18 protein-coding genes are annotated in these 21356 nt (G+C 67.7%); 13 read left to right on the top strand and 5 right to left on the bottom strand.

The genetic code is table 11. The annotated features are described in order from the left end of the window. The first annotated feature begins 9 nt into the window (after positions 1–9). The 4 genes from AWU67_RS07505 to AWU67_RS07490 all read left to right on the top strand — a co-directional run bounded on the left by AWU67_RS07505 (position 10) and on the right by AWU67_RS07490 (position 2503). A complete protein-coding gene (locus AWU67_RS07505; protein ID WP_067227469.1) occupies positions 10–633 on the top strand; it encodes a CDP-alcohol phosphatidyltransferase family protein in 624 nt (207 codons plus the stop codon). 119 nt (positions 634–752) lie between these two features. Beyond that, on the top strand, positions 753–1148 hold the full coding sequence (locus tag AWU67_RS07500) for an FHA domain-containing protein (RefSeq protein WP_425339202.1): 396 nt from the start codon (positions 753–755) through the stop codon (positions 1146–1148). Further along, the gene (locus AWU67_RS07495) at positions 1148–1843 is read left to right on the top strand and encodes a MerR family transcriptional regulator (RefSeq protein ID WP_067227467.1); all 696 of its coding nucleotides are present in this window, start codon (positions 1148–1150) and stop codon (positions 1841–1843) included. The genes AWU67_RS07500 and AWU67_RS07495 overlap by 1 nt, the downstream gene beginning before the upstream one ends. A gap of 111 nt (positions 1844–1954) precedes the next feature. Further along, positions 1955–2503 carry a MerR family transcriptional regulator gene (locus AWU67_RS07490; RefSeq protein ID WP_067227465.1) on the top strand — a complete coding sequence of 183 codons (549 nt, stop codon included), beginning with the start codon at positions 1955–1957 and terminating at the stop codon, positions 2501–2503. A gap of 264 nt (positions 2504–2767) precedes the next feature. Here the strand turns inward: AWU67_RS07490 and AWU67_RS07485 are convergent, their stop codons facing one another. Next, positions 2768–3583, bottom strand: coding sequence for a ParA family protein (locus AWU67_RS07485; RefSeq protein ID WP_067227462.1), 816 nt, complete (start codon positions 3581–3583; stop codon positions 2768–2770). Between the two features lie 76 nt (positions 3584–3659). On the opposite strand from AWU67_RS07485, the gene AWU67_RS07480 reads away from it, so the two are divergent. The 4 genes from AWU67_RS07480 to AWU67_RS07465 all read left to right on the top strand — a co-directional run bounded on the left by AWU67_RS07480 (position 3660) and on the right by AWU67_RS07465 (position 9692). After that, positions 3660–7064, top strand: coding sequence for a pyruvate carboxylase (locus AWU67_RS07480; protein ID WP_067227461.1), 3405 nt, complete (start codon positions 3660–3662; stop codon positions 7062–7064). A 42-nt stretch (positions 7065–7106) separates the two neighbouring features. Further along, positions 7107–8480 carry a MinD/ParA family ATP-binding protein gene (locus AWU67_RS07475; RefSeq protein WP_067227457.1) on the top strand — a complete coding sequence of 458 codons (1374 nt, stop codon included), beginning with the start codon at positions 7107–7109 and terminating at the stop codon, positions 8478–8480. A 6-nt stretch (positions 8481–8486) separates the two neighbouring features. Then, the gene (def, locus tag AWU67_RS07470) at positions 8487–8978 is read left to right on the top strand and encodes a peptide deformylase (RefSeq protein WP_067227455.1); all 492 of its coding nucleotides are present in this window, start codon (positions 8487–8489) and stop codon (positions 8976–8978) included. A 279-nt stretch (positions 8979–9257) separates the two neighbouring features. Next, positions 9258–9692 (top strand): hypothetical protein, encoded by a 435-nt coding sequence (locus AWU67_RS07465; RefSeq protein ID WP_129586657.1) that lies wholly within the window; start codon positions 9258–9260, stop codon positions 9690–9692. Positions 9693–9871: 179 nt separating this feature from the next. Here the strand turns inward: AWU67_RS07465 and AWU67_RS07460 are convergent, their stop codons facing one another. Then, entirely contained in the window at positions 9872–11698 is a 1827-nt protein-coding gene (locus tag AWU67_RS07460; protein WP_067227450.1) for an AMP-dependent synthetase/ligase, read from the bottom strand. A 189-nt stretch (positions 11699–11887) separates the two neighbouring features. On the opposite strand from AWU67_RS07460, the gene AWU67_RS07455 reads away from it, so the two are divergent. The 3 genes from AWU67_RS07455 (at position 11888) to AWU67_RS07445 (ending at position 14998) form a co-directional block, all read left to right on the top strand. Next, on the top strand, positions 11888–12835 hold the full coding sequence (locus tag AWU67_RS07455) for an ROK family glucokinase (protein WP_067227448.1): 948 nt from the start codon (positions 11888–11890) through the stop codon (positions 12833–12835). 12 nt (positions 12836–12847) lie between these two features. Then, the gene (locus AWU67_RS07450; protein WP_067227446.1) at positions 12848–13537 is read left to right on the top strand and encodes a lysophospholipid acyltransferase family protein; all 690 of its coding nucleotides are present in this window, start codon (positions 12848–12850) and stop codon (positions 13535–13537) included. A 126-nt stretch (positions 13538–13663) separates the two neighbouring features. Beyond that, on the top strand, positions 13664–14998 hold the full coding sequence (locus AWU67_RS07445; protein ID WP_129586798.1) for a class II 3-deoxy-7-phosphoheptulonate synthase: 1335 nt from the start codon (positions 13664–13666) through the stop codon (positions 14996–14998). Positions 14999–15258: 260 nt separating this feature from the next. Here the strand turns inward: AWU67_RS07445 and pknB are convergent, their stop codons facing one another. Both pknB and AWU67_RS07435 read right to left on the bottom strand, forming a co-directional pair. Next, a complete protein-coding gene (gene pknB, locus AWU67_RS07440; protein ID WP_199922393.1) occupies positions 15259–17202 on the bottom strand; it encodes a Stk1 family PASTA domain-containing Ser/Thr kinase in 1944 nt (647 codons plus the stop codon). Positions 17203–17345: 143 nt separating this feature from the next. After that, on the bottom strand, positions 17346–18593 hold the full coding sequence (locus tag AWU67_RS07435) for a LysM peptidoglycan-binding domain-containing protein (RefSeq protein WP_067227443.1): 1248 nt from the start codon (positions 18591–18593) through the stop codon (positions 17346–17348). Between the two features lie 227 nt (positions 18594–18820). Here AWU67_RS07435 and AWU67_RS07430 point away from each other — a divergent pair, with 227 nt between their 5' ends. Then, positions 18821–19162, top strand: coding sequence for an Rv2175c family DNA-binding protein (locus tag AWU67_RS07430; protein WP_067227442.1), 342 nt, complete (start codon positions 18821–18823; stop codon positions 19160–19162). Between the two features lie 369 nt (positions 19163–19531). Here AWU67_RS07430 and AWU67_RS07425 read toward each other — a convergent pair whose 3' ends face one another. Continuing rightward, positions 19532–20656: a polyprenyl synthetase family protein gene (locus AWU67_RS07425; protein WP_067227441.1), complete on the bottom strand. Its 1125-nt coding sequence runs from the start codon at positions 20654–20656 to the stop codon at positions 19532–19534. A gap of 77 nt (positions 20657–20733) precedes the next feature. Between AWU67_RS07425 and AWU67_RS07420 the strand changes: the two genes are divergently transcribed. Beyond that, entirely contained in the window at positions 20734–21111 is a 378-nt protein-coding gene (locus AWU67_RS07420; RefSeq protein ID WP_067227438.1) for a DUF3040 domain-containing protein, read from the top strand. Positions 21112–21356 lie beyond the last annotated feature (245 nt).

Below are 21356 nucleotides of genomic sequence, written 5' to 3'. Positions count from 1 at the left end.
CTCGAGAACGTGAGCGGGAACAACACGGGGCAGGCACAGCTGAGTGACCGAGTCTTCACGGTGCCCAACGTGTTGAGTTTCGCCCGGCTGCTGCTGGTGCCCGTCTTCCTGGTCTTGTTGATCCAGGGCAAGGATGCCGCGGCGCTCGTCGTGCTCGTCATCTCCAGCGTCACCGACTTCCTCGACGGCTACATCGCGCGCCGCTTCAACCAGCAGAGCAGGCTCGGCCAGCTGCTCGACCCGGCGGCAGACAGGCTGTACATCTTCGCCGCCATCATCGGGCTCGCCTGGCGCGACCTCGTGCCGTGGTGGATCGTGGCGGTCGTCGTCGGCCGCGACGTGCTGTTGCTGGTGCTCGGCGTCGTGCTGGCGAACTACGGCTTCGGCCCGCTGCCGGTGCACTTGCTCGGCAAGGTGGCCACCTTCGCGCTCTTCCTCGGCCTGCCGCTGATCATGCTCGGCCTGGCCGTGCCGGAGATCGCCGCGTTCAGTCAGCCCGTTGCCTGGGCGATCACGCTCTGGGGAGCCTTCCTGTACTGGTGGGCCGGCGCCATCTACCTGATCGAAACTCTGCGCGTTATTCGGCTTCCCCGTGCCGTTGTACCCCGCCAATCCGATACGCTGGAACCATAGGGGAGGTTAACGTGGGCGATTCCGAGCAGAAGAACTCGAACACCGAGGGTGCTGCGCCGTTGAACCACACGCAGGCGCACGCAAAATTGGTGGATACGACGCTGGCTTTCAGCCGCGAACTGGCCGCGCAGCTTGTGGCCATCGACGGCGATATCAGCGAGGAAGAAGCGGATGCAATAGCCGCTCTCCCGTCTGGATCCGCGATTCTGATCGTTCGCCGTGGCCCCAATACAGGGGCCCGCTTCCTCCTTGATGCCGACGTCACGAGCGCCGGCCGCCACCCGGATGCCGACATCTTCCTCGACGATGTCACCGTCTCGCGTCGGCACGCAGAGTTCCTGCGCCACGGCACCGCGTTCGAGGTCAAAGACCTCGGCTCGCTGAACGGCACCTACTTCGACGGTGTGCGCATCGAGACCGCGTTGCTCAGCGACGGGGCCGAGGTTCAGGTGGGCAAGTTCCGTCTCACGTTCTACGCCTCGCGGCTCGACCTCGCCCAAGCGGCGAGCGAGTAGTGCCCGCTTCCACGGCCAGGGCTCGCAACGCCGGGCCGGCGCCGATGCTGAGCATCGGGCAGGTTCTGGCCAGGCTGAACGCGGAGTTCCCCGAACTCACCCCGTCAAAGCTCCGCTTCCTCGAGGAGCAAGGGCTGGTCTCACCCGCCCGCACCGAGTCCGGCTACCGCAAATTCTGCGCGGCCGACCTCGACCGGCTGCGGCTCATCCTCTCCATGCAGCGGGACCAATACCTGCCGCTCAAGGTGATCCGCAGTTACCTGGACGAGCTGGATGCCGGTCGCGCGCCCGCGCTGCCCGGTGCGACGGCCGGGCCCTCCATGCTCTCGGCCGTGCGCCGCTACGCCCGCGAGGAGCTGTTGCGGGAATCCGGAGCCTCCGCGACACTGCTCGACGACGCGATCGCAGCCTCCCTCGTCTCGCCCTCCGAGGTGTACACCGACGACACCCTCAGCGTGGTGCGCGCCCTGGTCGAGTTGCAGCGCTCCGGCATTGAGCCCCGCCACCTGCGCGGTTTCCGCGGTGCCGCCGAGCGCGAACTCGGCCTCATCGAGTCCGCCCTCGCGCCCCTGTCGCGCCGCCGAGACGCCTCCAGCAGGGCCCACGCCGTTGAGCGCGCGCACGACATCGCCGGTCAGCTCTCAGTGGTGCGTAGTAGCCTGATCCGATCCGCGCTCGGTCGCCTGACCTCCTGACCCGCGACACGCCGAATCCGTTGATCGGATGTCGTTGCCGGGGGGCCTCGCGCTCGGTAGCGTTGCACTGGTAGGGCGAACGACGCCCCACACCGTTTGAGAGGCAACCGCATGAGTGAACTCAGTCGAAGCGAGCAAGACCGCTACGACCTCGGTCTGCTCTTCACCGACGGCCTGCCCGAACTCGATGACTCTGCCGGTTATCGCGGTGCCGTCGCGGCCCGTGCCGCCGGCATCAGCTACCGCCAGCTGGACTATTGGGCCCGCACCGAACTCGTCGAGCCCACCGTGCGCGGCGCGGCCGGCTCCGGTACGCAGCGCCTCTACGGCTTCCGCGACATCCTCGTACTCAAGCTCGTCAAGCGTCTGCTCGACACCGGTATCTCGCTCCAGCAGATCCGCACCGCTGTCAACCAGCTGCGCGAGAGCGGGGTCAACGACCTCGCCCAGACCACGTTGATGAGCGACGGCGCCAGCGTCTACCTGTGCACCTCCGACGACGAGGTCATCGACCTCGTCAGCCGCGGCCAGGGTGTCTTCGGCATCGCCGTCGGCAAAGTGCTGCGCGAGGTGGAGACCAGCCTGGTCGAGCTCAACGTGCAGACGGATGCCGGCGACGAGCTCGCCGCCCGCCGAGCGACCCGCAAGAAGATCTCCTAGCCGGATCTCGATACGGCCGTAGACGGCCTCCTCGATCGACGGACGTCACACGCTGGACGCCGCCGCTGGGTGAGCCTGCATCCGTTGGTTGAGCCTGCATCCGTTGGTTGAGCCTGTCGAAACCGGGCACCGTCTGTCGGTTCGCGGATGCGGGCCGGAAAAAGACCTGTGCGAGCGCGTTCCTGCGGCGTGTCGGCCGTCTCATCCGCAGAACGGCTACGGGCACGCTGACGCAATAACCCGCGTCATCCACCCGAATGCCCGTTACGGTCCCGGCGTCTCCGCGTACTTCTCGATCTTCGCGGTGCGCAGCACCCGGTCGAGCAGCTGGTCGAAATAGCGCGCCATCTCCTGGGCGCTGTCGCCCGGCCAGATGTGCAGCGGCTGGGCGGCGCCCTGAGCCTGCTGCAGCGACGTGCGCTCCGGCAGCTGGGGGCTGAGCACCAGCGGACCGAACATGTCGCGCAGCTCCTTGATGCGGAACTGGTGCTCCAGCGACGCGGTGCGTGCGCGGTTGACGATGATGCCGAGCGGCTGCAGGCGCGGCGAGAGACCGCGGCGGATCTCCTCAATGGCGCGCAGCGCGCGGTCGGCCGCAGCCACAGAGAACAGTCCGGGCTCGGTGACGACGGCGACTCGGTCGCTGGCCGCCCAGGCGGTCCTGGTGAGCGCATTCAGCGATGGCGCGCAGTCGATCAGAACGAGTTCGTAATCTTTCTCAACATTCGCGAGGGCTTCTTCGAGTTTCCAGATATCGCGGATGCTCGGGTGTGGGCCGTCGAAGTTGATGGCAGACGGGCTGCCGATCATGACATCGATCACGCTTCCGGCGCGGACCTTGGTCCAGCCGGAGGGCGCGATGGCAGAACGCACCACCTTCTCTTTGGGAGAAGCAAGCACGTCGGCGACGTTGAGGTGCCCCGCGACTTGGATATCCATCCCTGTGGAGACGTCGGACTGAGGGTCCAAATCCACCACGAGGGTTCGGATGCCGCGCGCGAAGGCCGCCGATGCAAGACCCAGAGTCACTGTGGTCTTGCCGACGCCACCCTTGAGGGAGCTGACAGAGAGAACGTGCACAAGAAGACACGTTACCTTCACTAGTCTTAGAGAACCTAACCGTCGGCTGAATGCCCGGGGCGTCTGAAAGGCCTGCATGTTCCAGAAGATCCTTGTTGCCAATCGAGGCGAAATCGCCATTCGTGCATTTCGCGCTGCAGTAGAGCTCGGTGCGAAGACCGTTGCGGTCTTCCCTTATGAGGACCGAAACTCCCTGCACCGGCTGAAGGCTGACGAGGCCTACCAGATCGGCGAGCCGGGTCACCCGGTGCGCGCATACCTCGATGTCAACGAGATCATCCGTGTCGCGCTCGACAGTGGTGCAGACGCCATCTACCCCGGATACGGCTTCCTCTCCGAGAACCCTGAGCTTGCCGACGCCGCGCGCGCCCACGGCATCACGTTCATCGGCCCGCACAAGGAAGTACTGGAGATGGCCGGCAACAAGGTCACCGCCAAGGAGTACGCGATCGCCGCCGGCGTGCCGGTGCTGCGCTCCACCCCGCCGTCCCGCGACGTCGAGCTCCTGCTCTCGCAGGCCGACGACATCGGCTTCCCGATCTTTGCCAAGGCCGTCGCCGGCGGCGGCGGGCGCGGCATGCGCCGTGTCAACAGCAAGGCCGAGCTGCGCGGCTCCCTCGAAGAGGCGATGCGCGAGGCCGACAGCGCCTTCGGCGACTCCACCATGTTCCTGGAGCAGGCCGTTCTCCGCCCGCGCCACATCGAGGTGCAGATCCTCGCCGACAGTCAGGGCGGCACCGTCCACCTCTTCGAGCGCGACTGCTCCGTGCAGCGTCGCCACCAGAAGGTCGTCGAGATCGCCCCGGCGCCGAACCTGAGCGACGAGAAGCGTGCAGAGCTCTACGCCGACGCCATCGCCTTCGCCAAGTCCATCAACTACGTCAACGCCGGAACCGTCGAGTTCCTGCTCGACACCGCCGGCGAGCGTGCCGGCCAGCACGTCTTCATCGAGATGAACCCGCGCATCCAGGTCGAGCACACCGTCACAGAAGAAGTGACGGACGTCGACCTGGTGCAGGCGCAGATCCGCATCGCGGCGGGCGAGACCCTCGCCGACCTCGGACTCGAGCAGAAGGACATCAAGCTGCGCGGCGCCGCACTGCAGTGCCGCATCACCACGGAGGACCCGACGGCCGGATTCCGTCCGGACACCGGCAAGATCACCACCTACCGCTCACCGGGCGGTGCCGGCATCCGCCTCGACGGCGGAACCATCAACCCGGGCGCCCAGATCAGCCCGCACTTCGACTCCATGCTGGCCAAGCTCACCTGCCGGGGCCGCGACTTCCCCGCGGCCGTCGCCCGGTCCAAGCGCGCCCTGGCCGAGTTCCGCATCCGCGGCGTCTCCACCAACATCTCCTTCCTGCAGGCCGTGCTCGAGGACCCGTCGTTCGCGGCCGGCGACCTCAGCACCTCCTTCATCGACGAGCGCCCGCAGCTGCTGCGTGGCCGCGTCTCCAAGGACCGCGGAACGAAGATCCTGAACTGGCTGGCGGATGTCACCGTCAACCAGCCCAATGGCAAGCCCGTGTCGCTCGTTCACCCGGCCGACAAGCTGCCCAAGCTCGACCTCAGCGTCCCGGCCCCCGCCGGGTCCCGGCAGAAGCTGCAGGAGCTCGGCCCGGTCGGCTTCGCCGCCGCCCTCCGCGCCCAGACCGCCCTCGCCGTGACCGACACCACCTTCCGTGACGCCCACCAGTCGCTGCTGGCGACCCGGGTGCGCACGCGTGACCTGGTCAGCGTCGCGCCGTACGTGGCGCGGCTCACCCCCGAACTGCTCTCCGTCGAGGCCTGGGGCGGTGCCACCTACGACGTGGCCCTGCGCTTCCTCGGCGAAGACCCGTGGGAGCGCCTCGCCGCCCTGCGCGAGGCGCTGCCGAACATCAACATCCAGATGCTGCTGCGCGGCCGCAACACGGTCGGCTACACGCCGTACCCGACCGAGGTGACCGACGCCTTCGTGCGTGAGGCCGCCGCGACCGGTGTCGACATCTTCCGCATCTTCGACGCCCTCAACGACGTCTCGCAGATGCGCCCCGCGATCGATTCCGTGCTGGAGACCGGCCACGCGATCGCCGAGGTGGCGCTCTGCTACACCGGCGACCTGCTCGACCCGGCCGAGAACCTGTACACGCTGGACTACTACCTGCGTCTGGCCGAGCAGATCGTTGACTCCGGCGCGCACATCCTCGCCATCAAGGACATGGCCGGACTGCTGCGCCCCTCCGCCGCCGAGAAGCTCGTCGGAGCCCTGCGCGAGCGTTTCGACCTGCCGGTGCACGTGCACACCCACGACACCCCCGGTGGCCAGCTGGCGACCCTGCTCGCGGCGGCCCGTGCCGGCGCCGACGCCGTCGACGTGGCATCCGCCCCCATGGCCGGCACCACCAGCCAGCCCTCCGCCTCCTCGCTCGTTGCCGCGCTCGCGCACACCGAGCGGGACACCGGCATCTCGCTCTCGGCCGTCTCGGACCTCGAGCCCTACTGGGAGGCCGTGCGCCAGGTCTACCGCCCGTTCGAGTCCGGCCTGGCCGGCCCCACCGGCCGCGTCTACAAGCACGAGATCCCCGGCGGCCAGCTCTCCAACCTGCGCCAGCAGGCGATCGCGCTCGGCCTGGCCGACGACTTCGAGCTGGTTGAAGACATGTACGCCGCCGCGAACACCATCCTCGGCCGGGTCCCCAAGGTGACCCCGTCGTCGAAGGTCGTCGGCGACCTCGCCCTGCACCTGGCCGCGGTGCGCGCCGACCCGGCCGATTTCGAGGCCAACCCGGAGCGCTACGACGTGCCGGACTCCGTCATCGGTTTCATGGCCGGCGAGCTCGGTGAGCTGCCCGGCGGCTGGCCGGAGCCCTTCCGCACCAAGGTGCTGGCCGGGCGCAACGTGCGCGTCGGTGTCACCGAGATCAGCGCGGAAGACCGTGCCGGTCTGGAGGGCGACAGCGAGACCCGCCGCGCAACCCTCAACCGCCTGCTCTTCCCCGCGCCGACCCGCCAGTTCGAGCAGATTCGCGAACTGTTCGGCGACCTCTCCAGCGTCGACACTCTCGACTACCTCTACGGCCTGCGCCCCGGCGGCGAGCACGTCGTCGAGATCGAGAAGGGTGTGCGCCTCTACGCCGGCCTGGAGGCCATCGGCGAGGCAGACGACAAGGGCATGCGCACCGTCATGACCATCCTCAACGGCCAGCTGCGCCCCGTCTTCGTGCGCGACCGCAGCATCACCGTCGAGTCCAAGGTCGCCGAGAAGGCCGACGCCTCCCAGCCCGGCCAGATCGCCGCACCGTTCTCTGGCGTCGTCACGCTGCAGCTCGAGCTGGGTGCAGAGGTTGCAGCCGGCCAGACCGTCGCGTCGATCGAGGCCATGAAGATGGAAGCCGCGATCACCTCGCCCATCGCAGGTGTGATCGAGCGCCTCGCGATCCCCAAGACGCAGCAGGTGGATGCCGGCGATCTCCTGGTGGTTGTGCGACCGCGCTAAGGTTGAACCGCTAGTTCTGCGCGAAATAAGGGGAAAGACACCGTGCCCAACACGAAGACGAGCAACGACGAGTACAACAGCGAGCTGCCGCCGGAAACAATCGACAGCCTTGCATCGTCGCTGCCCGAGAGCCTGAGCATTCAGGTGGATCTCCCGCCGGCACCGGCCAGGGTCATGCCGGCGGACGAGGCTGCCGTCGCCATCGATGAGACCGGCGTCAACCCCGGTTTCGTCGAGTCGGCCGACCCGACGACGACCTCTGTCGAGGTCATCACGCCGCCGCTGCGCCGCTCCAGCTATTCGGCGCTGGCGTCGGCACCTGCCGCCGCCTCGCCCTACGACAAGCTGCTGGCGACGGATGCCGCGACAGCCGCGCAGCAGTCCCGGCGCGAACGGGTGCGCTCCGCACACGTCGACATGTCGTCGTCGACCGGCTACGAGGAGCCCACCCCGAACGTGCGCGGCGACGGGCCGGAGGATGCCGGCATGCTCACCGCCGACCGCCTGCTCGAGGTCAACCGGCGCACCCGCCCGGCGCCCAAGGGCGGCTGGAACCGGTTCGTCTACAACGCGACGTTCCACGGCGTGAACCTCGGCGACTCGGCGAAGGTGCGGGCCGAACAGGCCATGACCGATCGCATCGCCAAGCAGTTCACCGGCGGCACCCGTTTCGTGCCGATCCTGACGCGCAAGGGCGGCGTCGGCAAGACCACCGTCACCACCCTGCTCGGCATGGCTCTGGCCGATGCCCGCGAGGACCGCATTATCGCCGTCGACGCGAACCCCGACCGCGGCACGCTGTCGGAGCGCGTCACCAAGCAGACCCGCGCCACAGTGCGCGACGTCGTCACCAAGGCGCACACCATCACCGGCTTCACCGACTTCTCCTCGCTGGTCTCCCGCGACGAGACGCGGCTCGACATCCTCGCGTCCGACACCGACCCGATGCTCTCTGAGGCCTTCGACGAGAACGACTACAACGTCGTCGCCGACCTGGCCGCACGCTTCTACTCGATCGTGCTCACCGACTGCGGAACCGGCATCGTGCACTCCGTCATGCGGGCCACCCTGCAGCGCGCCGACTCGATCGTTATCGTCTCCGGCGGCAGCGTCGACGAGGCGCGGCTGGCATCCGAGACCCTCACCTGGCTCGAGGCCAACGGCTACGGCGACCTGGTTCGCAACGCGGTCGTCGCGATCAACACGGCCACCCAGGGCACCAACCTGGTCAAGCTCGAAGAGATCGAGTCGCACTTCCAGTCGCGCGTGCGCGAGATCGTGCGCATTCCCTACGACCCGCAGCTGGCAGCCGGCTCCGTCGTCAACTACGAAGACCTGAAGCCCCTGACCCGCCACTCCGCGCGCACCCTCGCCGCGCTGGTGGTTGAGGGCCTGCCGACCGACAGGACCCTGTAACAGCGCATGACCGTTCGTGAGATCCGCCTCTTCGGCGACCCCGTTCTGAAGACCGTTTCCGAGCCGATCACCGTGATCGACGCGCGGGTGCGCTCGCTCGTGCAAGACCTGATTGACAGTGTGAAGCTGCCCGGCCGGGCCGGCGTCGCCGCCCCGCAGATCGGCGTCAACCTGCGCGCGTTCAGCTACAACGTCGACGGCGAGGTCGGCTACATCCTGAACCCCGTCATCGAGGAGCTTTCCGGCGAGCCGGAGTTCGTCGGCGAGGGCTGCCTGTCGGTGCCGGAGCTCTGGCACGACACACTGCGCTACCCATACGCCCGCGTGAGCGGCATCGACCTCGACGGCAAGCCCGTCGAGCTCTCCGGCACTGGGCTGATGGCGCAGGCGCTGCAGCACGAGACCGACCACCTCAACGGGAAGCTCTACCTGGACCGGCTGACCGGCGACGGTCGTCGCCTGGCGATGAAGCAGGTGCGCGAGTCCGCCTGGTTCTAGGTCGGATGCCGCGGCGCCCGCCGCTCGAGCCCGTACCCACTGGTTGAGCTTGGACCCGCCGGTTGAGCTTGGGCCCGCTGGTTGAGCCTGTCGAAACCCCCGTGCGCGCGTGCGCTCCGCCGGTGTTCCGGGCGCCGCGCCGGGGAAACGAGCACGGGCTGCGTCGGTACCGGTTGGTTGAGCTTGTCGAAACACGTCACACCCGCGCCGGGACTTTCCGTGCATACTCGGATCCTGCACATGTAGCTATCCAAGGGGGAAAATGTGAGGCCGGGGCGTGTGAGTGTGATTCTTGTGGCGAGCGGGTTGCTCGCTGTTCTGACAGGCTGTGCGCAGGGTCCGGATCCGCGGATCGTGAGGTTGAACGATGTTCTCGACGAGCTTGAGCTGTCGAGCATCAGTGAGATTGCCTGTGACTTCACGCGTGTGCCGGGTTTCATCAACCCGAGCGGCAGCGTGCACAAGAGATTGATCGGCTTGGAGGGAGCCGGGCACGCCGAGGAAGCAGTGGAACGGTTGTTGGCGGCCGGGTTCACCTCCGTAGATGAGCGCGGTGGCGTGCTGGAATTCAGCGGAGAAGCCGGAATGAGAGCATCTGTAGCCGTCGTTGCTGTGGACTCGGAGTTGAGCGGAACCGAGGTGAACATTTATGGCTCGTACTCATGTACCTACCCCGAGACAGGCATGACTGCGGTTGTGCTCACACTGAAATAGTCCGAATGGGGGCTAAGCCCCAACGCCCTGGGCGGGCCGGCGGGGGACTCCCGCTGGTTGAGCCTGTCAAAACCACGGCTGCCCGCACACCGCAGCGCGGCCGCCGATGCCCGGGGCACCGCCAACAACAGAGCGGGCCGGCCACCGAGGTGACCGACCCGCTCCATAGACGCACGCTGTTACTGCACGCTGATGCCCTCCGTGGCGGGAGCGCCGGAGTACATGCTGTCGATCTCACCGGCGAAGTCCGCCAGCACGATGTTGCGCTTGATGCTGAGCTTCGGCGTGAGGTGGCCGCTGGCCTCCGTCAGCTCGAGGGGCAGCACACGGAACTTGCGGATCGACTCCGCCCGCGAGACTGTCTCGTTGGCGGCGTCGACGGCACGCTGCAGCTCGGCCAGCACGGCCGGGTTGGCGCATGCCTCCTCGAGCGTCATCGCGGCATCCTCGCCATGGTTGTTCAGCCAGACCGGCAGCATCTCGGGGTCGAGGGTGATCAGCGCCGAGATGAACGGCTTCTGGTCGCCGACGACGACGACCTGGCCAACCAGAGGGTTGGAGCGGATCGGGTCCTCGAGGCCGGCCGGGGCAACGTTCTTGCCTCCGGCGGTCACGATGATCTCCTTCTTGCGGCCCGTGATGGTCAGGAAGCCGTCGGAGTCGAAGGAGCCGAGGTCGCCGGTCTTCAACCAGCCGTCGGTGAATGCCTCAGCGGTGGCCTCCGGGTTGTTCCAGTACTCCTTGAACACGCAACTGCCCTTGACCAGAACCTCGCCGTCCTCGGCGATGCGCACGGCGTTGCCGGGGAGGGGCGGGCCGACGGTGCCGATCTTCGCCTTCGTGGCCAGGTTCACCGTGGCCGGAGCCGTCGTCTCGGTCAGGCCGTAGCCCTCGAGGATGACAATGCCGAGCGAGTGGTAGAAGTGGCCGAGGCGCTGGCCGAGCGGCGCGGAGCCCGAGACGGCGTACTTCACCTTGCCGCCGAGGGCGGCACGGATCTTCTTCAGCACGAGCGCGTCGAAGAGGCGGTACTGCAGTTCCAGGCCGAGGCCGACGCGGCCGGCCTCCTTGGCCTTCGAGTGAGCGACGGCGACATCCGCGGCTTTGCGGAAGATCTTGCCTTTGCCGGCGCCCTCGGCCTTCTGCTCCGAGCTGTTGTAGACCTTCTCGAACACGCGCGGCACCGCCAGCAGGAAGGTGGGCTGGAAGCTGGCCATCGACGGCAGCAGGAACCGGGTGTCGGGCTGGTGGCCGACGCGCACGCCGGCGTGCACGCAGAGCACGGTGATGAAGCGGGCAAACACGTGCGCCGTTGTGATGAAGAGCAGCGTGGATGCACCGTTCGGGTCCTCCAAGACCTCCCTGAGCGCGACCGCGGCGTTGCGGGAGAGCTCGAGGAAGTTGGAGTGTGTCAGCACGCAGCCGCGCGGACGGCCGGTCGAGCCGGAGGTGTAGATGAGGGTGGCCATGTCGGCGCCAGTGGCGAGGTTGCGGCGGCGCTCGATCTCGGCATCCGGCACTTCGACGCCGCTGGCGACCAGCTTGTCGAGGTCACCGAGGTCGACCTGCCAGACGTTGGCAACGGCGGGCAGGTCGGCGCGCACCTCATCGAAGCGAGCGAAGTGGTCGGGAGTCTCCAGAATCAGCGAGGTGGCGCCGGAGTCTGTGAGGTTCCAGTGCACCTGGGTGGGGGAGCTGGTCTCGTAGATCGGCACCAGGATGGCCCCGGCGAACCAGGTGGCGAAGTCGATGAGCGTCCACTCGTAGCGGGTCTTGCTCATCAGGCCGATCTTGTCGCCTGGCTGGATGCCGGCGGCGACGAGGCCCTTGGCGAGCGCGACGACCTGGCGGTGGAACTCCGCTGCGGTGACCGGCGACCAGCCGTCGCCCTGGGGTAGGGAGAACAGCACGAGCTCGGGGGTGGCCGCAACCCGCTGGATCAGGAGGTCAGTGACATTGGCCTGAGGATCGGCCACCACGAGGGCGGGTGTTGAGAATTCTTGCACGGCAACTCCTTTGGTACCGGAAATGTATAGAACCCACCCTATCGGCGCGAGCGGGAGGGCGCGCGATGTGGCCGGGGCGGGCGTCCCGGAATGCGTATGGGATTACACTCTAATCTGGTGCGCGCCGCCGCCTGATCTGGCACTCGCGGATGCCGCACCCAATTGAAACTCTGCGAAAGGCTGTGGCACGTGCACGCGATCGGAATCGACATTGGCGGCACGAAGATCGCCGGAGCACTCGTCGACGAGTTCGGCTCGATCCTGAAGAGCGACCGCGTGCCGACCCCCGCGGGTGACCCGCGCCTGATCGAAGACGCCGTCGTCGCCATGGTCCAGGGCCTCTCCGCCGGCCAGCAGGTCGCCGCCGTCGGCGTTGCGGCAGCCGGCTTCATCGACGCCGCCCAGTCCACCGTCTATTACGCCCCCAACATCAACTGGCGCAACGAGCCGTTCCGGGCCAAGCTCGAGGCACGCCTCGACCTCCCCGTCGTGATCGAGAACGACGCCAACGCCGCGGGCTGGGCCGAGTTCCGCTACGGCGCTGGCCGGCTCTACAGCGACATGGTGACGCTCACGATCGGCACCGGCGTCGGCGGCGCCATCGTCAGCCGTGACCGCCTGCTCCGCGGTGGCTTCGGTGTCGGCGCAGAGCTCGGCCACCTCCGTGTGGTGCCGGACGGCCTGCCCTGCGGGTGTGGCGCGCACGGCTGCATCGAGCAGTACGGCTCCGGCCGCGCGCTGCTGCGCATGGCCAACGAGTATGCGGATGCCGGCGGCATCGGCCAGACGCTGGCCGAGGTGCGCGCACAGCGCGGCGAGCTGCGTGGCGAGGATGTCGCAGAGCTGATCGTCGCTGGCGACGGCGGGGCCCTGGCGGCCCTCCGCCAGCTCGGTCACTGGCTCGGCCAGGCCAGCGCCAGCCTCTCGGCGGTGCTGGACCCACAGGTATTCGTCTTTGGCGGCGGCGTGGCCTCGGCCGGCGAGCTGCTGCTCGAGCCCATACGTTCGGCGTACCTCGACCACCTGCCGGCGCGCGGCTTCCACCCGGAGCCGAAGTTCCTCGTCGCAGAACTCGTCAACGATGCCGGCGTCGTGGGCGCGGCCGACCTCGCTAGGCTGAGCACAGGTCAGGAGTAGAGAGGCGACGCCATGTTCTACTGGATCATGAAGAACATCGTGATCGGGCCGATCCTGCTCGCGTTGTTCCGCCCTTGGGTCGTCGGCCTGGAGAACGTACCGAAGTCCGGGGGAGCGATCCTCGCCTCCAACCATCTGTCGTTCATCGACTCGATCTTCCTGCCGCTCATCGTGGAGCGCCGCATGGCGTTCCTCGCCAAGAGCGAGTACTTCACCGGCAAGGGACTGAAGGGCGCGCTGACACGGTTCTTCTTCACCGCGTCGGGTCAGCTGCCCATCGACCGCTCCGGTGGAAAGGCCTCAGAGGCCTCGCTGAACACCGGCCTCGGCGTGCTCGGGCGCGGCGAGCTGCTCGGCATCTACCCGGAGGGCACGCGCAGCCCAGACGCGAAGCTGTACCGCGGACGCACGGGCGTTGCCAGGATGGTGCTTGAGGCCGGAGTCCCCATCATTCCCGTCGCCATGATCGACACCGAGAAGGTGATGCCGATCGGCAAGCGGCTGCCCAAAATCCGCCGCATCGGGATCATCATCGGTGAGCCGCTGGACTTCAGCCGGTTCGAGGGCATGGAAGGCGACCGTTTTGTGTTGCGCTCTGTGACGGACGAGTTGATGTACGAGTTGCGCTCCCTCAGTGGCCAGGTCTACGACGACGTCTACGCCAGCTCCGTCAAGGAGCAGCGGGCCTCGCATTCGCGCTAGGCTAATTTGCATTCGACTGCCGCATCCGGCGGTCGGTCATTCCGGCGTCATCTGACGCCGCCTCGAGAAAACAGGAATAGTCCCGTGGTACACCCCACCGAACCGGTCGTATTGGCAGATCCATCTGTGATTGCCGGCCTGGACTATTGGCGCACCCTGCCCATCAAGCAGCAACCAGACTGGCAGGACCCCGAGGCGACCGCCGCGGCATCCGCCGAGCTGGCCACGCTGCCCCCGCTGGTGTTCGCCGGCGAGGTCGACCAGCTGCGCACCCGTTTGGCCGCAGCGGCCCAGGGCAAGGCATTCCTGTTGCAGGGCGGCGACTGCGCCGAGACCTTCGCCGGGGCGACCGCCGACCAGATCCGTGACCGGGTCAAGACCGTGCTGCAGATGGCTGTCGTACTCACCTACGGCGCATCCATGCCCGTCGTGAAGATGGGCCGCATGGCCGGCCAGTTCGCCAAGCCGCGCTCCAGCGACAACGAGACTCGCGGCGACGTAACGCTGCCCGCCTACCGCGGCGACATCGTCAACGGCTACGACTTCACGCCGGAGTCGCGCCAGGCCGACCCGCAGCGGTTGATCAAGGGCTACCACACGGCCGCGTCGACGCTGAACCTGATCCGTGCATTCACACAGGGTGGTTTCGCCGACCTGCGCCAGGTGCACAGCTGGAACCAGGGCTTCGCCGCCAACCCGGCGAACCAGCGCTACGAGAAGCTGGCCAAGGAGATCGACCGCGCGATCGGCTTCATGGCCGCCTGCGGCGCCGATTTCGACGAGCTGAAGCGCACCGAGTTCTACACCGGCCACGAAGGCCTGCTGATGGACTACGAGCGCCCCTTGACGCGCATCGACTCGCGCACGGGAACGCCGTACAACACCTCATCGCACTTCATCTGGATCGGTGAGCGCACCCGCGAGTTGGACGGCGCCCACGTCGACTTCCTCAGCCGCGTACGCAACCCGATCGGTGTGAAGCTCGGCCCGACCACGTCGACCGACGACATGCTGCGCCTGGTCGACAAGCTCGACCCGAACCGCGAGCCCGGCCGCCTCACCTTCATCACCCGCATGGGTGCAGGCAAGATCCGCGAGGCTCTGCCGCCGCTGCTCGAGGCCATCAAGGCCAGCGACGCCCTGCCGCTCTGGGTCACCGACCCCATGCACGGCAACGGCATCACCACCCCCAACGGCTACAAGACGCGTCGTTTCGACGACGTCGTCGACGAGGTCAAGGGCTTCTTCGAGGCGCACCGCGCCGTCGGCACGAACCCCGGCGGCATCCACGTCGAGCTCACCGGTGACGACGTCACCGAGTGCCTCGGCGGCAGCGAGCACATCGATGAGGCCACTCTGGCGACGCGCTACGAGTCGCTCTGCGACCCGCGCCTGAACCACATGCAGTCGCTGGAGCTGGCGTTCCTGGTGGCAGAGGAGCTGGCCGCAGACAAGCGCTAGTCGCTACACGTCACGACGACGGATGCCGCGACCCACACTGTGGGGCGCGGCATCCGTCGTTTCGGCTCTCGGCCGTTCGTTGGCGGTGTCGCGGCTCGTAGCCAGTCCGCGGATGCGGCGCCCTCTAATGCGCCGGCACGCCCGGATCGCCGGCGTGTCGCGGCGCGCATCCGCCGACCGGCTACAGGCAGCCGGCTCCAGCCGGAGCGGACGGCGCGCGGGGAGTGATGACCGCGTGCCTGTCTGACCGGGCGTGGCCGCTAGAGCGTGACCTGTCCCTTGACCGTGATGGCTGAGCCACGCTCGACGAGCTCGCCGGCGGCGGGGTCTGTCGACACCGCGTTCGCGACGGGGATGAGCAGGTCGGGGAAGCTGTAGCTGACCACGAAGCCCTCGTCGCGCAGCTTCTGGATCGCCTCGCCGAGGTTCATTCCGACGACGTCGGGCACCTCGACTAGGTCGGGGCCCTTCGACACCGAGAGCACGATCGTCGATCCGGCCCGCACGGGGCCATCGGCCTGCGGCGATGCGGAGATCACAACGCCGTCTGGCACGGTGGAATTGAAGACGGGGTCGGTCGTCTCGACCTCGAGCCCCGCCGCCTTCAGTGTGTTCGTCGCGTCGTCGACGCTCTTCCCTGCGACGTCGGGCACCGGGCCGGCCGAGACGACGAGCGTCACGGGGGACTGCTCGTAGGCGGTGGCGGCCACGGCGTTGCCGTCCGCGTCCAACAGGGCGATGACGGCGCCGGCCGGCTGCTCATCCGTGAAGCGGACGTCGCTGGCCTCGGCGACGGCGAACAGCGGCCCGAGCGTGGTGCGGGCCTCGGCCTCCGGCAGGCCGATCACGGCGGGCACGTCAATGATGGCCGGGCCGGTGGAGACGCAGATTGTGACGAGGGCGCCGCGGGGCAGGGAGCTGCCCACGGCCGGCTTCGTGCTGGCAACCAGCTCCGGCGCGATGCTCGGGTGGGAGCAACTCGCGGTGGTCTCGGCTGCCTGGAGCCCGGCGGCAGTGATGTCGGTGACGGCACTGTCGACGCTCTGGCCGGTGACGTCGGGCACGGTGGCGCGGGAGCCCGGGCCGGAGCCGAAGTACCAGCCAGTTCCGACGGCGAGGCCGGTCAGCAGCACGATGGCCGCGAACAGCCAATAGCCGCGGCGCTTACGCGATGCGGCCTTGCCGCGCAGCTGCGCGGCGCCGTCGGCGTCGGCGGCGTCGACAGGTCCTGTGCGGTGCCGGGCGCTCCCGATGATCTGGGTCTCCGAGTCGGAGCCGGCGAAGTCGTCGACGCCGGCCAGTGCAGCGCCGGAGAGCACCATGGTCGGCGCGAGGGGGCCGGGCATCACCGTGGTGGCCTCTGTCGCGCCCGGCTCGGCTGTGCCCTGCATGCCAGCGGTGACCACGAGCAGTTGCTCGAGCATGGCGCCGGCATCCCGTGGGCGGTCCTCCGGATCGCGCGCAGAGGCCCAGAGCACCAGCTCGTCGAGCTCGTGGGGAAGGCTCGGCACCTTGAGGCTCGGTGCGGGCACGGAGTCGTTGGCGTGCTGGTAAGCGATCTGCATCGGCGCCTCGCCGACGAAGGGCTGCTCGCCGGTGAGCATCTCGTACATCATGATGCCGAGTGCGTAGATGTCGCTGCGGGCGTCTGCGACGCCACGAGTGACGAGCTCGGGGGAGAGGTAGGCGATCGTGCCGAGCAGTGCCTGCCCGGTCGCGGTGTTGGCGCTGGCGGCGCGCGCCAGGCCGAAGTCACCGAGCTTGATGCGGCCGTCGTCGGCCAGAAGCACGTTCTCTGGCTTCAGGTCGCGGTGCACGATGCCAGCCTTGTGAGCGGCGGCCAGGCCGCCCAGTACCGCGGTGACGATGTCGATGGTCTGCTCGGGGGTGAGCTTGCCGTAATCCTTGAGCAGATCGCGCAGCGTGATGCCCGGCAGGTACTCCATGACCATGTAGGCCATGTCGGAGTCCTGGCCCTGGTCGAACACGTTGACAACGTTCGGGTGGGCGAGGCGCGCGGCGGAGCGGGCCTCCTGCACGAACCGGGTCTTGAACGTGTCGTCGTCGGCCAGGTGGCCGTGCATGATCTTGATCGCGACGCGGCGCTCCAGGCGCAGGTCGGTGGCGAGGTAGACGGTCGCCATGCCGCCACGGGCGATGCGGGAGCGCACCTGATAACGGCCGTCTATCAGACGGCCGATCATCGGATCATTCGGTGTGGAGCTCACCGTTGAAGTCTAGGAAGTCCACACGGGTAAAGCCCGACAAAACACCGTGAAGCGGCGCATTGACATGGGGTTGTTACCGGATGCGGGCCCAGATCGCCCGCAGAGGTCGGTTGGGTTGCCTAGCCGAGCTGGGCGAGCCAGCTGCGTGCCGAGTGCTCCCAGTTGGCGTAGAGGTCCGGATGGGCCGAGACCTGCACGGCCTGGGCGGCCTGGGTGAGGCTCATCGACTGCCAGCCGTTGATGTCGAAGAGTCCCCGCGGCACGATGTCGTTGTCGTTGGGCGCCTGGCCGAAGAAGGCGAGGGTGGCGTAGACCGGGTCCGTCAGCTGTTCCGGCGTTCCCCAGCCGTAGCTCGGGCGCTGCTGGAACAAGCCGAGCGAGTCGCGGTCGCCGTAGTGGATGTTGCGGAGCGTCGACTCCTGGGCGGCGGTGGCCAGTGCGATGACGATGGCCTCGTCGCTGGCACCGATGGAGCGGGCCACGTCGATGATGATGCGTGCGTTCTCGCGCATCTCGCTGCTGAGGGGCACAGCATCGCTGTCGACAATCGACGATGCGGGGGCGCTCTCGCGCACCAGAACGGCCGGGGCAAGCGCGGGGCCGCCGGGCAGGGCGAGGGTCTGGCCCGGGTAGATGATGCTGGACCAGCCGAGGCCGTTGGCGTCGAGCAGGGCCTGCACCGACACGCCGGCTGAGCTCGCGATGCCGCTGATCGTGTCGCCGGTTCCCACCGTGTGGGTGCCGGTCCCGTTGTCGGAGACCACGACAGCAGTGGGCTCCAGCTGCGGAGCCTGGCCGGCATCCGGCAGCACGATGGTCTGGCCGGGGAAGATGAGGCTCTGGGCGTGCAGGCCGTTGGCGCTGAGCAGCACCTGGCTGCTGATGCCGTGCGCGCTGGCGATGCCGCTGATGGTGTCGCCGCTGACGACGGTGTACCGGGTGATCTCGGAGGACGGCGCGGCCGGCGCGGAAGTCACCGCGACGGGGTTGCCGCCGAGGCTGAGCTGCTGGCCGGGGAAGATCACCGCAGACCAACCGAGGCCGTTCTGAGCGAGCACGGCGGCCGTGGACAGGCTGTAGCGCGCGGCGATGCCGCTGACGGTGTCGCCCTCGGCGACGGTGTAGCTGGACGGCGCCGGCGCGGCGGCGACGGATGCCGGGGCGACGGTGAGCTTGGGCGTCGGTGTCGCGGCGCGCGGCTTGAGCGACGGCTTCGGGGTGGTCGCCGCCTCGGCGGGTTGCGCGAAGTTCAACGACACCGCGATCGCACTGACGACGGCGAGCGGGATCGTGACGAAGGAGGAGCGCCGTTTGGCGGAGGCGCGAAGCGCCGCGCGACGTGTGGTCGTGTTCTCGATCTCGTTCATCGTCTGATCAGTCTCATCGCCAAGGTCCCCGTCCATCAACCCTTTTACCGTGGCAGAGAAGTCATCGAGAGTCAATCACTGCGACCAGAGTGTTGCGAGTAAATCCGATGCCGGCAGAGTGACGTATGTGACTGACGTGACTTATGTGACTCAGAATTGGCTCGGTTCGACCGCCGCGCTGCGGCGCGCTGGTTTGCACGAGCGGCGCGACGTGGCACTCTTAGAACGTGACCGATGTGTTCTCTGGCCGACAGTGGCTGACTATCCCTGACCTTGTTGACCTTCTCGGCGTAGGCCAGAGCCGTGTGCGCAGGCTCATCGAAGACAAGCACCTGCTCGCGGTGCGCATCGACGGTGTACTGAAGGTGCCCGCCGACTTCCTCGACGAGTCAGAGCCGCTGACCGCACTGCGCGGCACTCTCTTCGTGCTGTCCGACGACGGCTTCAGCGATGACGAGGCGATGACCTGGCTGCTCAGCGTCGAGGAGAGCCTGAAGGCCGCCCCGATCGACGCGCTCCGCGCCGGCCGCAAGGCCGAGGTGCGCCGGGTCGCTCAGGCGCTCTCCTAAGCCATTTCGTTGAGCGGGCTGGCATCTCCCGCTGATTGAGCTCGGCCCCGAGCAGGTAACGCAGTTGTGGCCCAGAATCCGAGGATTGTGGGCCACAACTGCGCTGCGTGTCTGGATGCCGGCGTGCCGGCGCCTGAGGCGTGTCTCTGCACGCCGTGAGCCAGATTGTGATGGCCAGGAGGACAGCACCGCGGCGGTGGTCTCGAAAGGGACGCCCGCCCTGCGCCGCGAGCTCGGCATCACGGGCGCGATCAGGGCCCATTGGGGATCAGCACAGTGGGAATCAGCCCATTGGGAATCAATCAGCGAAGCGGTGCGAGCCGCACCGAGACTCCCTCAATGACAACCCACAGGGTGAGAAAGCGCCCCTTAGGCCGAGCGCTTCGTCACGGTCTCGGCGAGCTCGCTCAGCTGCGCGATCGCGCGGCGACTGAGCGGCGAGGAGCCGATCACGGCGATGGCCGTGCGCACATTGCGTGAGATCAGTGCCTCGACCTCTTCGACCGCGCCGCAGTCGACGATCGTGTTCTGCAGCATCCGCACCTGCGTCTCATCCAGGTCGGGGTCGCCGAGCAACTCGTCGATCGCGCGCCGGGCGCCCTGCGGCATCAGGCCCCTGGCGATGGCCACCAGCACGGTGCGCTTGCCCTCGCGCAGGTCGTCGCCGCTCGGCTTGCCGGTGACGGCCGCATCGCCGAAGACGCCGAGCATGTCGTCGCGCAGCTGGTAGGCCACACCGAGCGGCAGCCCGAAGTCGCGCAGCGCGGCCAGTTGGGCCGGCGTGCCGCCGGCGAGCGTTGCGCCGATCAGCAGCGGAGCCTGCACGCTGTACTTCGCCGACTTGTAGACGATGACTCGCTCCGCGCGCTCGCGTAGCTCGTCGTCCGGGCGGCGCAGCCACGCGCTCTCCTCGAGTACGTCGAGGTACTGCCCGGCCGTCACTTCGGTGCGCATGTGGTTGAAGGCGGCGCGGGTGGCGCGGGCCTGGGCCCGGTCCTCGAGCAGCTCCAGGCCCTCGTCGAGCAGCTCATCGCTCCAGCCGAGCAGCAGGTCGCCGAGCAGGATCGCGGCCGCGCGGCCGAAGTCGGCCGGGTTGCCGGCCCAGTCCGAGTCGCTGTGCAGCGCCTCGAACAGCCGGTGGGCGGATGCCGCGCCACGGCGGGTGTCCGAGTTGTCGATGATGTCGTCGTGCACCAGAGCGGCGGCGTGGAAGATCTCGAGCGCGGCGGCGACGGAGACGATCGCACGCAGGTCGCGCCCCGGCTCCTCGTCGTCGGCGAAGGGATCGAAGCCGGAATCCGCCCCGGAGACCGACTCGAATCCCCAGTAGCAGAACAGCGCGCGGAAGCGCTTACCACCGCTGAGAAACTGCCGAGAGAACTCAACGAATGGGTTCAGCTCAGGGCTGATCGCGCGCACAATGGGAGCACGGTTCGCGAGGAATTCTGAGATGCGTGAGTCGACGAGGTCGACCAGTCGAGTGCTTTCTGCCACCTGCCTAGCCTAGCCATCGTTGCGCCGATAGAATGATGTTGATATCTCGACACGATCCCGAGACTGAAGGGAATGAGATGCCACTTTCTGAGCAGGAGCAAAGGCTCCTGGAGGAGATGGAGCGAAGCCTCTATCGCAATGACGCCGATTTCGTCGCCACAGTTGGGGCGTCCCGCGGACGACCCAGCTACCGTTCCATCGCGTTGGGGGCGTTGATCGCCATTGCCGGCATCGGCGGGATCCTCGCCGGGGTCATGCTGCACCAGCTTGTGATCGGCATCGTCGGCTTCGTGGTGATGTTCGCCGGCGTGCTGCTTGCGATCAAGCCATCCAAATCGATACCCGTTGAGCCCCCGGCCAGCGCGCGCGGTGCTGCGCGCCCCGCCCGCTCAGACACGGGCTTCATGGACAAGATGAACCACCGCTGGGACCGTCGCCAGGACGGGCAGGAGTAGCGCTCTCCAACGCGCTCCACCAGCACTGAAACACCGCTTCGAATCAGGGGCCGATCCACATGGATCGGCCCCTTTTTTGTTGCCCTTTTGTTGCTCTGTGCCGTGGCGTGGGGGAGTGTGGTGAAAATCCCTCCACTTCACTCCACCCCTCAGTCCCGCATGATTCCGGGCAAGTGTGTATTGCGATGCCCAGATTTATTCCCAATATCGTTGTTTTGGGGTGCATAGTGGAGTAAAGTGGAGTG

It is taken from the genome of Microterricola viridarii, assembly GCF_001542775.1.
Taxonomy (GTDB): Bacteria; Actinomycetota; Actinomycetes; order Actinomycetales; family Microbacteriaceae; genus Microterricola; species Microterricola viridarii_A.
This window is presented reverse-complemented; position numbering and strand designations above follow the sequence as displayed.

Excerpts from the sequence above, each read along its gene's own strand:
- AWU67_RS07450 (WP_067227446.1), top strand. The coding sequence starts at position 12,848 with ATGTTCTACTGGATCATGAAGAACATCGTGATCGGGCCGATCCTGCTC.
- def (WP_067227455.1), top strand. The coding sequence starts at position 8,487 with ATGACCGTTCGTGAGATCCGCCTCTTCGGCGACCCCGTTCTGAAGACC.
- pknB (WP_199922393.1), bottom strand. The coding sequence starts at position 17,202 with ATGATCGGCCGTCTGATAGACGGCCGTTATCAGGTGCGCTCCCGCATC.
- AWU67_RS07490 (WP_067227465.1), top strand. The coding sequence starts at position 1,955 with ATGAGTGAACTCAGTCGAAGCGAGCAAGACCGCTACGACCTCGGTCTG.
- AWU67_RS07435 (WP_067227443.1), bottom strand. The coding sequence starts at position 18,593 with ATGAACGAGATCGAGAACACGACCACACGTCGCGCGGCGCTTCGCGCC.
- AWU67_RS07420 (WP_067227438.1), top strand. The coding sequence starts at position 20,734 with ATGCCACTTTCTGAGCAGGAGCAAAGGCTCCTGGAGGAGATGGAGCGA.
- AWU67_RS07480 (WP_067227461.1), top strand. The coding sequence starts at position 3,660 with ATGTTCCAGAAGATCCTTGTTGCCAATCGAGGCGAAATCGCCATTCGT.